The 12,082-nt window shown below is 60.6% G+C and carries 11 protein-coding genes; 5 read left to right on the forward strand and 6 right to left on the reverse strand.

The features are described from left to right. Nucleotides 1–71: 71 nt before the first annotated feature. Genes AB5Y68_RS09225 through AB5Y68_RS09235 form a run of 3 tightly spaced genes read left to right on the forward strand, consistent with a single transcriptional unit; the run spans nt 72 to nt 2,871 of the window. Nucleotides 72–1,223 carry a methionine aminotransferase gene (locus AB5Y68_RS09225; protein ID WP_039040099.1) on the forward strand — a complete coding sequence of 384 codons (1,152 nt, stop codon included), beginning with the start codon at nt 72–74 and terminating at the stop codon, nt 1,221–1,223. A gap of 8 nt (nt 1,224–1,231) precedes the next feature. Then, nucleotides 1,232–2,047, forward strand: a complete 816-nt coding sequence (locus AB5Y68_RS09230; RefSeq protein WP_039040107.1) for a carbon-nitrogen hydrolase family protein — start codon at nt 1,232–1,234, stop codon at nt 2,045–2,047. A gap of 53 nt (nt 2,048–2,100) precedes the next feature. Continuing rightward, complete coding sequence (locus AB5Y68_RS09235) at nt 2,101–2,871, forward strand: ABC transporter substrate-binding protein (protein ID WP_039040100.1); 771 nt, start codon at nt 2,101–2,103, stop codon at nt 2,869–2,871. A gap of 92 nt (nt 2,872–2,963) precedes the next feature. Here the strand turns inward: AB5Y68_RS09235 and AB5Y68_RS09240 are convergent, their stop codons facing one another. Both AB5Y68_RS09240 and mprF read right to left on the reverse strand, forming a co-directional pair. Beyond that, nucleotides 2,964–3,677, reverse strand: coding sequence for an AcvB/VirJ family lysyl-phosphatidylglycerol hydrolase (locus AB5Y68_RS09240; protein ID WP_039040101.1), 714 nt, complete (start codon nt 3,675–3,677; stop codon nt 2,964–2,966). A 10-nt stretch (nt 3,678–3,687) separates the two neighbouring features. Continuing rightward, complete coding sequence (gene mprF, locus AB5Y68_RS09245) at nt 3,688–6,243, reverse strand: bifunctional lysylphosphatidylglycerol flippase/synthetase MprF (RefSeq protein ID WP_039040102.1); 2,556 nt, start codon at nt 6,241–6,243, stop codon at nt 3,688–3,690. A 219-nt stretch (nt 6,244–6,462) separates the two neighbouring features. Between mprF and AB5Y68_RS09250 the strand changes: the two genes are divergently transcribed. Continuing rightward, nucleotides 6,463–7,173, forward strand: coding sequence for a metallophosphoesterase (locus tag AB5Y68_RS09250; protein WP_039040103.1), 711 nt, complete (start codon nt 6,463–6,465; stop codon nt 7,171–7,173). A gap of 527 nt (nt 7,174–7,700) precedes the next feature. Here AB5Y68_RS09250 and AB5Y68_RS09255 read toward each other — a convergent pair. Both AB5Y68_RS09255 and AB5Y68_RS09260 read right to left on the reverse strand, forming a co-directional pair. After that, entirely contained in the window at nt 7,701–8,342 is a 642-nt protein-coding gene (locus AB5Y68_RS09255; protein WP_234704020.1) for an ADP-ribosylglycohydrolase, read from the reverse strand. 6 nt (nt 8,343–8,348) lie between these two features. Next, entirely contained in the window at nt 8,349–8,639 is a 291-nt protein-coding gene (locus AB5Y68_RS09260) for a DUF4258 domain-containing protein (protein ID WP_005300164.1), read from the reverse strand. Between the two features lie 100 nt (nt 8,640–8,739). Here AB5Y68_RS09260 and AB5Y68_RS09265 point away from each other — a divergent pair, with 100 nt between their 5' ends. After that, the gene (locus tag AB5Y68_RS09265) at nt 8,740–9,663 is read left to right on the forward strand and encodes a WYL domain-containing protein (RefSeq protein ID WP_039040105.1); all 924 of its coding nucleotides are present in this window, start codon (nt 8,740–8,742) and stop codon (nt 9,661–9,663) included. A gap of 93 nt (nt 9,664–9,756) precedes the next feature. Here the strand turns inward: AB5Y68_RS09265 and AB5Y68_RS09270 are convergent, their stop codons facing one another. Continuing rightward, nucleotides 9,757–10,752, reverse strand: a complete 996-nt coding sequence (locus tag AB5Y68_RS09270) for a hypothetical protein (RefSeq protein WP_152610183.1) — start codon at nt 10,750–10,752, stop codon at nt 9,757–9,759. 42 nt (nt 10,753–10,794) lie between these two features. Continuing rightward, nucleotides 10,795–11,856 (reverse strand): IS110 family transposase, encoded by a 1,062-nt coding sequence (locus AB5Y68_RS09275; RefSeq protein WP_080770117.1) that lies wholly within the window; start codon nt 11,854–11,856, stop codon nt 10,795–10,797. Nucleotides 11,857–12,082 lie beyond the last annotated feature (226 nt).

Genomic DNA, 12,082 nt, shown 5'->3' on the forward strand with positions numbered 1-12,082 from the left:
ATAATCCGTTGTCCGGCAAGCCTTGGGGGGGCTAAAAAGGGACCTCTTTCACACACGCAGGTGACGGCCCCATGTCCATCCCCCAGGTTTCCAGCAAACTGCCCCAGGTGGGCACCACCATCTTCACCGTGATCGGGGATCTGGCCGCCCGCCACCCCAGCATCAACCTCTCCCAAGGGGCGCCGAGCTTCCCCTGCGATCCCGAACTCATCCGGGTGACCCACGAGGCCATGCTGGCCGGTGAAAACCAGTACGCCCCCATGACGGGGCTGCCTGCCCTGCGCGAACAACTGGCGGCCAAGATTGCAGCCAGCTACGGCCATCACTATGACGCGGGCGACGAGATCACCATTACCGCCAGCGCCAGCGAAGCCCTGTTCTGCGCCATCACCGCCCTGGTTCACCCCGGCGACGAGGTGATCATGTTCGAGCCGGCGTTTGACAGCTACCGCCCCATGATCCAGTTGCAGGGAGCCACCCCTGTGGTGATCGCCCTCAAGGCGCCGGATTTCGCCATTCCCTGGGACGAGGTGGCCGCCCGCATCACCCCCCGCACCCGCATGATAGTGCTCAACACCCCCCACAACCCCACCGGCACCGTCTGGCAGGCTGGGGATCAGGAGCGCCTCGCCCGCCTGGTGCGCGGCACCGACATCCTGATCCTCTCGGACGAGGTGTACGAGCACGTGGTGTTCGACGGCGCCCTGCACCAGAGCGTCATCCGCTATCCGGAGCTGGTGGAGCGCTCCGTCGCCGTCTTCTCCTTCGGCAAGACCTTCCACGTCACCGGCTGGCGGGTGGGTTACTGCGTGGCCCCCCGCCCCCTGATGGAGGAGATCCGCAAGGTGCACCAGTTCGCCATGTTCGCCGCCGACACCCCCATGCAGTACGGCTTCGCCCACCTGTTGCAACAACCGACCCACTATCAGGGGCTGGCAGCCTTCTACCAGCGCAAGCGCGACCTGCTCGCCACGGCCCTGGCGGATTCGCGCCTGACCCTGCTCCCCTCGGCGGGCAGCTTCTTCATGCTGGCGAGCTACGAGCGGGTAAGCGACGAGCCGGACAGCCTGTTCGTGCAGCGGCTCATCCGCGATCACGGGGTCGCCACCATTCCGGTCTCCGCCTTCTATCACGACGGCACGGATCAAAGAGTCATCCGCCTCTCCTTCTCCAAGGATGACGACACCCTGCTGGCGGGCGCCGAGCGCCTGTGCGCCGTCTAGGGGGCACCATGGATTCACTGCGCGTTGCCGTCCTCCAGATGGTCTCCGGGGATGACCTTGACCACAACCTGGCCCAGGCCGAGGCGTTGCTGCGTCAGGCCGCGGCCGAGGGGGCCGAGCTGGCCCTGCTGCCCGAATACTTCTACCTGATGCCGGTTGACGAGCGGGCGCGGGTGGCCCTGGCCGCCCCCGTTGGCGATCACCCCCTGCTTGCCTGGGTACAGAGGCTGGCCCGGGAGCTCGGCGTCTGGATCCTGGCGGGCACATTGCCGCTTGCCAGCCACGAGCCCGGCAAGATGCACAACAGCAGCCTGCTCATCGACCCGCAAGGGCAGCTCGCAAGCCGCTACGACAAGCTGCACCTGTTTGGCTTTTGCACCGGGCAGGAGCAGTATGACGAGGCCGCGACCATGACCCCGGGCCGGGAGGTGGTGAGCCATCCCCTGCCCTGGGGCGTGCTGCGCCTCGGAATCTGCTACGACCTGCGCTTCCCGGAGCTGTTTCGACTCGATCCTGCCCCCGATTTTATCGCCCTGCCCGCGGCCTTCACCCACACCACCGGGCTCGCGCACTGGGCGCTGCTGCTGCGGGCCCGTGCGGTAGAGAACCTGGCCTTCGTGTTTGCCAGTGCCCAGGGGGGACACCACCCCGGTGGGCGGCGCACCTTCGGCCACAGCATGATCATCGATCCCTGGGGCCGGATACTGGCCCAGGTAGAGGAGGGTCAGGGCCTGGCCATCGCCACCCTGGATCTGGCAGCACAGCGCACGGTGCGCAGCCAGTTGCCGGCCCTCACCCATCGCAAGATAGCCGTCGGCCCTTGAGGCCGGCACCCTTTAGCACGCTAGGAATGACACCACACTTCAAGGGACTGACCATGAAACTCAACACACTGATGATGCTGATGGCCCTGGCCACCGCCGGCCAGGCCACCGCCAAACCCCTGGTGATCGCCACCGATGCCACCTATCCCCCCTTCGAGATGGTCGACAGCAACGGCCAGCTCGGCGGCTTCGAGGTCGATCTCGCCTATGCCCTGTGCGCGGCCATGAAGACCGAGTGCGAGGTGATCAACCAGCCCTGGGATGCCCTGCTACCCGGCCTGCAGGTGCGCAAGTACGACGCCATCATGTCCTCCATGAACATCACGGACGAGCGGCGCCAGAAAGTGGACTTCAGCCAGGTCTACTACATGATGCAGAACCGCTTCGTGGGGCGCAGCGACAAGGCCGCCGACTTTGCAGACGATCCGGCCCACTTCAAGGGCAAGGTGATCGCGGTGCAGGAGGGCACCCCCCAGGACAACTTCGTCACCGCCCGCTACGGTGAGGTGGCCAAGATCAAGCGCTACGTCAACGCCCAGTCCCCCATGCTGGATCTGCAGTCCGGCCGCGCCGACTACACCTTCGGCAACATGGTGCAGTTGAAGGTGGGCTTCCTCGACAAGGAGATGGGCAAGCAGTTCGCCTTCGTCGGTCCCCAGTTCAACGGCACCCAGGACAAGATTCTGGGAGAAGGGGTGGCGGTGGCCCTTCGCAAACACGATGACAAGCTCAAGGCCCGCTTCGATGCCGCCATCGACAGCGTCAAGGCCGACGGCACCTTCAACACCCTGCTCAAGAAGTACCAGCTCGAAGATCTGCTCTGATCCCGGCATGCCGGCCCCCTGGACAGTTGCAAGGGGCCATGGCAACAGGGCGGCCATTGGCCGCCCTGTGTCGTTTTCCCGGCCTCTCGCCGTTATTGGGCCAGGCCCAGGTGCCCGGCAATCTCCTGATACAGGGTCTGGTAGTTGTCGTCGAAGTGGTGGGAGCCCGGCAGGGTCACCGTCGTCACGTTCGGCTGCTGCAAGCGCGGACAGAGTTTGACCGGGGAGTCGTCCTCCGCTCCCTGCACGCAGAGCAGCGGCAGACTCTGAATGCGTGTCACCTCCGGCAGGGTGGGATAGCGGCCCCCCTTGTCGTGCACCACCATGTCGCTGACGTGGATCTCGAAATCCGACGCGGTCGAGGGGGAGAGCATCACGGCCCCCGCCAGGCTGTCGCGATAGGCCGGCGGCAGACGATTGATGACGAAGGGCACTATCTCGGCACCAAAGGAGAAGCCCACCAGCAACCAGCGCTGGCGCCCCCAGCGGGACTGGTACTCGGTGAGGATGCGCACCAGATCCGCCGTTGCCTGCTCCGGCGTCTTCTTCTTCCAGTAATAGGAGAGCGAACTCCAGCCCACCACCGGCATGCCGTGGGCCTGCAACTGGGCGCTGAGCCCCTTGTCCAGCGCCGCCCAGCCGCCATCCCCGCTCATGAAGACCACCATGGGGGAAGACGAGGCTTGTGCCACCGGCAACTCCACCAGCCCCAGATCCGCGCCGACCCGCCCCGGCTGGGCGGCCACTGCCGGCAAGGTGAACGAAGAGACGAAACAGCAAATCAACAGCAACAACATGGCTCTCATGGGCCAACTCCTATTTCTTCATGAGCCCGAAGGGGCCGCGACTGATGAGGGAGACGAGATGAGTCAGGGTCCGGGGCAGCACCAGATGACCGGTACAGAGCAGGTAGCGGGGCTCCCACCTTGGGCCGAATTTCTCCTTGTAACGCCGCAATCCCTGGAAGTTGTAGAAACGGCTGCCCCGGGTGAACAGGGTGTTGCCAAGGCGGGCCCAGTAACCGCCCAGGGGGTTGTCGTTGAAGCCCGACATGGGGGCCATCCCCAGGTTGAAGCTGGCATACCCCTCCTGCTTGCCCCACAGCAGGAGCTCGACAAACAGGAAATCCATGACAGGCGCCGCCCCTGTGTCGAGGCTGTAGCGCATCAGATCGATGGAGAGGCTCTCCTTGTTGTCGCTGGTCCAGAGGTTGGCAAACCCGACGATCTGCCCCTCCCGCCGCACCAGCGCCATCGGGTTGAGGGTGAGGTAGGCAGGATCGAAACTGCCCACGGAGAAGCCCTTCTCCCTGCCCTGCTTGCTGTGCAGCCAGCTGTCGGAGATCCTCTTCAACTCGGGCAGCAGGGGGGCAATCTCACCGGGGGCCACCACCTCGAAGCGCAGCCCTTCCCGCTTGCCCTTGGCGTGGCTCTGGCGCAGGTTGCGCAGGCGACTGCCGGCAAGATCGAAGCTCGGCAGATCCACGATGGCCTCCTCCCCCAGCTTGAAGGGGATGAGCCCGAGATCCAGATAGACAGGCAGATATCGGGCCGACACCTGGTAGAAGACCGGGCTGACGTCGTGCTCGTCACAGCGCTCGCGAAACTGCCAGAGCAGCTCCTCCACGAGGGAGGGCTGACCGACGGGATCCCCCATCACTATCCAGCTGCTGCCCTCGGCCCCGTACATGAGGAAGGCCTCGCCGCTTGGGTGGAACAGCAGGGACTTGTCCCCGAGCTGGGCCAGGTAGCCGTGGCCTCCCCCTGCCCGCATCACCAGCCCATGGGCACGGGAGAGCGCCTCGGCATCCGGCTTGCAGGCGGCGAGGCGCAAGGGAGCCAGCAGATGGGCCACCCCGACCACCGCCAGCACGCCGATGACACTCCCCATGGCGCGCAGGGCGCGGGAGGCGGCCCCGGGCCCGTGGGCCGAGACGTGCAGCCAGAGGGAGGGGTCGTACTCCACATGGCGATAGGAGAAGAGCAGCAACCACAAGGCCCCCAGCAGCACGGCTCCCACCGACATCAGCCAGGAAGGGGTAAACCGGGCGTGAAGCAGGGAACCCTTGCGATAAAAGAGGGGGCGGCAGGGGGTGATGATGAGCAAGAAGCCCCCGAGCAGCAGGGCCGACTCCCAGTCAAACCCCTTGAACAGGGAGAACAGCATGCCAAGCCCCAGCAGCCACTGGGTGATCCTGAATGCCCCGTCATGACGGCGGTAGAGGCTGTGGGCCAGCAACAGCAGCAACACGCCGCTGACGCTGCCGAGCACATGGGAGAGCTCCAGCAGGTGCAGGGGCAACACCTCCAGGAAGGCTTCGATCCGCCCCTTCATGGTCGGGATCATCCCGGAGCAAAGCAGCAGGGTGCCCGCCGCGAAGGTACCCATGCTCACCAGGGCGGGCACAAACTCCCGGGTCGCCATCATCACCCCCTGCAACCGGTGCAGGCGGGCCCGCTGTTGCAGCAGCTCCTGACCTGCGAACAGCAGCAGGGCACAGAGGAAGGGCAGGAAGTAGTAGACGCAGCGGTAGATAAGCAGGGAGGCGAGCAGCTTGTCCACCGGCAGATAGTGGGTGAGCAGCAGGCTCATGCTCGCCTCGAAGACCCCGATGCCCCCCGGCACATGGGCCAGCACCCCGAGCAGGCTGGAGAGCACGAAGGCACTGAGCAGCACCGGATAGGGCACGCTGCCGGCTGGTAGCAGCACATAGAGCACGGCGGCGGCGGCCATCCAGTCGAGCAGGGCGATGAGCAGTTGCAGCAGGCGGTATCTGATGCGCGGCAGGAACAGCGGGTGCCCGCGCCAGACCAGGGCTGCCCCCGGCCACACCAGATACGCCAGCACCGTCAGCAGGGCCAGGCCCCCCGCCAGTTGCAACAACCCGGTCGCCCAGCGGGGCCAGTCCACCAGCAGGGCCGCCCCCTGCCCCAGCAGCAGGGCGCTGCCCCCCCAGCCCAGCAGACCGAGGAAGAAGGTGATGGAGCAAAAGAGGATTACCCTGGCCACCTCTCCGGTGCCAAGCCCCAGGGAGGAGTAGAGCCGGTAGCGTACCGAGGAGCCGGTGAGCAGCGCAAAGCCCAGGGTGTTGGAGAAGGTGTAGGCGATGAAGGAGGTCATCCCCACCTGCTGCCAGGGCAGTCGCTTGTCCAGCACCTTCAGGGCCAGCAGATCATAGCAGCAGAGGCAGCCATAGCTGAGCAGGGTGAGCAGCAGGGCGCCCCCCAACTGCGGCAAGGGTTGAGACCAGATGGCCTGGCGGATGTCGTGCCAGTGCCACAGGTGGGTCAAATGATAGAGGACGGTCAAGGCCGCCCCCAGCAGCAGCAGGCTGCACAGGGGGCCTATCCAGATCAACAGCTGACGCCGCATTCAAGATTCCTGTCAAAAAGCGTGGAGAAAGAGAGGCTCCGAAAGCGGGCGGACAAGGCGCCCTCCCGGAGTGACTCCCCCACAGGCAGCGCGTGACGCCGCACGTTCACGGGGGCAATCCTATGATTTACCAGGCCCTGTCCGCTTGCCACTTTTCTTCTGTAACCTTATGTACAGGCAGACAAAACATCCCCGTCCAGGATAGAGGCAGGAGACGCCATGACACCCTCCCCCCTGATAAGACGCTTCCCCCAAAACGCCCAGGGGCGCGATCTGGCCGTCGGCGACATCCACGGCCACTTCGCCCTGTTGCAGCAGGCCCTCGACACCCTGGATTTTGATCCCGCCCGGGACCGTCTCTTCAGCGTCGGGGATCTGGCAGATCGCGGACCCGAGTGCAGCGAGGTGATCCACTGGCTGGCCAGGCCCTGGTTTCACCCGGTCTGCGGCAATCACGACGACTACGTCTGCCGTTACGAGAGCTGCGATCGGGAGAACTGGATCCGAAACGGCGGCGGCTGGTTTCAGCAGCTGACCCCTGCCGAGCAGGCGGCGTTCGCCGTCCACTACCGCAGCCTGCCCCTGGCCATCGAGGTGGCCACCCCGGCCGGCCCCGTCGGGCTGCTTCACGCCGATTGTCCCTTCTCCTCCTGGCAGGGGCTGCTGGACCAACTCGATGCCGGGGTGAGCGGCGGACGGCTTCGGGCCATCAAGAACGTCTGCCTCTGGTCAAGGCGCCGTATCGAACGGCTGGACGAGGGCGGGGTCGCGGATCTCGCCGCCCTGGTGGTGGGCCACACCCCGGTGAGGGTGCCGGTGCGCCTTGGCAACGTCCACTACATCGACACCGGCGGCTGGTATCCCGAGGAGGGCGGCTACTTCACCCTGCTGGACCTCAATACCCTGACTCCTCACTTTCCCCAGCCCTGAGCCGGACCGATGGGATGACCAGGCTCACGGACAACGCCCACTGCCCATTAAAGCGCCAGGCGAACGCCCCGGACTTCGCTCTGCCAGCGCGATGGTTTACCATGCAGGCAATTGCGGTGCATGGCACCCCCACCCAGGCGCCAGGCGCCGCCGTCATCGGATACTCCTTTCGAGCAACATGAGCACATCAGCGCACCCGGCCAGCGGGCCCACGTTCTACTTCCACGTTTTGCAATATGTGTTTTTTAATGAACTGATTTATAAAGGTTTATGGTTCTTACGCTGATGAGCGCGGTACACAATTGGGACATGATGAAATTTGAGGACCATTGCTACAGATAGTAACGGTGTTCGTTTGAGCAACTGAACAGCCAGGACTTCATCCACTTTGGCCGCAAAAAACAAGTAAGGCCAGTCCAGCTGTTTCATGTGTGAAACACAACATGCAGAAGTTCGTGATCATAAACTGCAGAAGTTCAATTTACAGTTATATTTCAATACCTTGAAATAACATTCAAACAGCCTAATCAGCACCCAGCTGACTTATTCATGTAGAAAGCCCCGGCCAGCAAACCATAGACCCCCCTTACTCGCTCATCCCGACCCAACAGCACGCCGAGCAATACTTCGCCGCTTTCCAAGGCGTCACCATGCCAGAAACACCAAAGGGCCGCTTCCACCACATCCAACCAACTGGCATGACCCAACTGATTACGTGACTTGCGCCGCCAGCTGCCGCGCACTACGGAACCGGTATTCGGGGATATGGCCGCCAGTGCCCGCTGCTCCATCACGCTAGGTGTGAGTCCATCCAGTTTGGCCTGACGGCTGTCACCCCCTCCCCGCAGCAATTTGTCGAGCAGCAGTGCCAGCAGGCGAAACGCGTCTTGATCTTCAAAACTTGCCTCTCTCCCCAGCAAGTCAGCAGCTCCGGCCATCAGTTGCTCACGCCCCTGGTATATGGGCAGTAACGTGCGATCCAGCCGATGTTGTTCGATATGGATCGCCAATGCGGTCACAACCGCTAGTGGTGATGCCCCACGAACTTGGTGAGACCCCCCCTTGCCAAGTAAAGAGGTCAGTTCCGTGACTCGCTCAGCTGACAGCAGGCAAGCAATCCCCTTGATCAGGGGGGCATCCCCCTGACCCGGTACCAGATGTTGGTTCATAGTGCCTCAGTGGCGATCGCGTTTGAAATGGGTGGTTTTGTGGCCAACGGTGACAATCTCGCCGCCCTGCAGCACCAGATAGTGACGACGCAGACGCTGGCAGAATTCCGCTGGCAAGCCCCAGCTGGCTTGCAACATTGCCAATCCTTTGCGATCGAGATAAACCAGTTCGCGCCCCTTGTGATAAGTAGAGCATCCGATGTTCAGGAGCACTTCTACCAGCTCGGGTGCGATGCCACGTTGCTGCATCCGGCATGACGCATGATGGCTATAGGTAGTATCCAGTTTACCGTTCATGACATTCTCCTTTGGTGCCGCTTTAGATGGACTCATTATATGTAGCCTGTATACTCATGCCGATACTGGTTACATACACATGTCGCATTTTGGAGCACATATGACACCCAAAGAGCTCACCTGGGATCAAACCCTGCGTTTTCGCCTGCTGGAGATCGTCTTGTTGTGGGAAGGACGACTCACCACCAACCACCTGACAACCGCTTTCAATATCGGTCGCCAGCAAGCCTCGCGAGACATCAACCTCTACCTCAACGAATACGCACCTGAGGGGCTGGTTTATGACAAGAGCCTAAAGGGATACAAACCAACCGACCAGTTTGTGCCCCGCTTTAGTGAAGGCAAGGTTGACGAGTATCTGATGCTGCTGCACCGGGAGAAGCAATATCAGCGCCAGCACGAATCCGGGGTTCTGACCCTACCCTTGATGGATCTGCGCTACGGCCATATCGAGATCCTGGATGTGCCAAACCGACATATTGACCCGAAGATCGTACGTGGTTTGGTGCAAGCGGCTCGAGGCCAGTTACGGGTAGATGTGGACTATGTCTCACTGAGTTCAGAAGAGCAGAGCGGCCGCAATATCGTGCCTCATACCCTGGTCTATGACGGGATCCGCTGGCATGTGCGGGCCTATTGCGAGAAGAAAGGGGAATACCTGGATTTCGTGATGAGCCGCTTTCGTGGCGAACCTGACCTGCTGGATGCGTCACCCCATGGCAGGGAACTGGATCTGGAGTGGAACACCCAAGTCAGCGGCGTAGTCGTTCCCAATCCAAGTCTTAGTCAAGGTCAGCAAGCCATCATCGCCAGCGACTACGCCATGTCAGATGGCAAGTTATTGATCAGCCAGCGCATCCCTTTGATGCACTACGCATTGGAGCGGATGCAGGTGAGCTATAACGGCGAACACCAACAACATCCCCTGCTCTACCCGCTGGTGCTGGCCAATCGGGAGGAGCTCATCCAGCAAGGCTGTACCTTCAAACTCAAGAGTGCGGATTTGCAAGTGCAGCCACACTAGTGGCACTCCCTGCACTCATCACATCCGGCAAAGAAAACTCAACAAGAAAGGCTCCCGCCATGGCGGGAGCCTTCTCCAATCAAAAACCCCAAATTACATTGTGCCAAGACGAGTCAGCAATTGATCATAATTGGCCAATTCCTGCTCTTTATGCTGCAAGCCCTGACGAACCAGTTCCAGTTCATTCTGAATATCTTGAGTCAGATCATTCTGGATGCTTGTCTGCAAGTGATCCAACTGCGCAACTACCTCAGTTACCCCCTTTTTCAATCGCGTTTCCAGCTGTGCGAAAACATTCGAGAGGGCTTGATCCAGATAACTTCGTAGCCTGTTCATTTCACCCTGCTCTTTCAGCTCACCACTGAAGGGGATAATGGCGGTAGCATCTCCAAGTGATAACTCAAGAGTAGGCAGAGCCAACCGGTTGATCGCCCCCTCCAACGTCCCCTTGAACAGAGCTGGGTTGAAGTGCTCATTGCCCGTATCTAGATGCTTGAGCAGTGCCTTGCGCAAACTGTTTTTCAACTCTAACGGAGAGATAAGTCGGTTGATATGGTTACGCATCTGCTCGGCACACTGGTGGCCATAGTCACGTACCTGTTCGATAGCATCAGATGCACTGAGGTAGTCATAACTGACGGTGCGAGTGTAATACTCCCTTCTGGTATCACCCCATGTCCAAGGCTTATACCATGTGGAGTCACTGACCGTTCGGTAGCGCTCCTCCTCATGGGTAGCGGTACGGGTTTGCAGACGGCTGAAACGTCCACGGTCCGAATCCAGCTGCCCCAACATGGCACGGCTATCCTGCTGCGCTTTGGTTTTCACTCCCTCAATCAAAGTTCGCAGCTCATTGGCTATTGCCGACAATCGCTTATCACAGCCCTGTTGCTGCTTGGTCAGGGATTGCAGATCCTGAGTTTGCAGCAGCGTCATGCGCTGAGTCACCCGCTCGGCAAAGTTATCGCGCCACTGGCTCAGACGCTCTTCGGTCTCTTGCTCAAGCCCTTCTCTCTGCTGTTTAAGCAGTGGCTCGCGATCACGGCGCGCCTGCTGATAGGCTCCCGTCAGCGCATCGAAGTTGGCCAACCGCAACCATTGCGCCGGAGTGATGTGATCGACGCTCCTATGTCAACAGGCTCGCGCTGAGTCAGCTAAATCGGCCAAGATCAAAGGGTAGAGTTCCCTGACGATATAGCGTTTCAAACAACGCTGGATCTCTTTCGAAGATAACCCTTGGGCGCCACGTCGTGCGACGTAAGATTGGGTTTGTGGATCTCCCCGCATCCGGACCATTGCAATCGTCCATAACGCATTATTTGCGGCACGGTTACCGCCTCGGTTTAAGCGATGTCGTACGGTCTTTCCCGAGGATGCGGGTAAAGGGTTAACCCCACAAAGTGCCGCAAGCGATGCTTCATTTCTTAACCGTTCCGGGTTATCGCCAGCCGTTGAAAGCAGCACCGCTGCGGTTTGAGGGCCGACGCCAAATTGCTCGCGCAGACGACGAGCATGTTGATGGGTCAAGGCATCCAACATGGCATCAAGTTTTTCAACTTCGTCTGCCAATAGCAGCCAACGCTTGGCCAGCAGACACAGGGTAGTCGTTAACGTATGCAGGAGTTCAGTTGTACCCAATGACCTCACTCGTGCGCATCCCTTTGCACAGTCAGCGGGCTTACTTTTCCAGAGTCGTTCACGAACATCCTGGGGGGCACTGACAAGCAATGCTCTGAGTTGATTCATTGCCTGCGTTTTGGCTTTGACGGCGCTGCGTCTGGCTACTGATACCACTCGCATCATTTCTGCCGCGCCTGACTGGGTCTTTGCTATCGCGTTAGCACTACCGGAAAGAACGGATCTCGCTGCACTTTCAGCATCAGTAGGATCCGATTTCCCCTGGAGCCTGCGTTTGGAGCGGTCAGGGCGATTAACTTCGAACACTTCGATACCGTGCTTGCGCAGTACACTGGCCAAGCCAGCACCATACGTGCCTGTGCCTTCAACGCCTGCTCTCTTCAAGCACCCGAAAGAGTTTGCCCAGGTCACGAGTCTCTCATATCCGCTGATATTGGTCGTGACCATCAAGCATCCCAACTGGTGTCCTTGTGCATTAAGCAAAACCCCAACATGGGTATCCAGATGGGTGTCTACACCAAGGATAACTTCAGCTTTGTTTCTGGAATTGTTCATGGCTCATTCCTCCAAGGAATATGCACTACCAACCCCATACGCAGGACAGGACACTCAAGATGCAGCACAAGGCTCCTATTAGGTCACAGACGCTGGGCCCAGCAATGCCAGGGAACACCAGCATCCAATCGACAGGTCAACGCAAAGGCATTATGTTCGCCAATCCCAGCACGGGTCAGATTGGGCTGATGTTCTTGAGCATAATGAACTGAGTATCCCAGCAGTT

The sequence above is a fragment of the Aeromonas sp. R6-1 genome, from assembly GCF_040908165.1.
Classification (GTDB): domain Bacteria; phylum Pseudomonadota; class Gammaproteobacteria; order Enterobacterales; family Aeromonadaceae; genus Aeromonas; species Aeromonas caviae.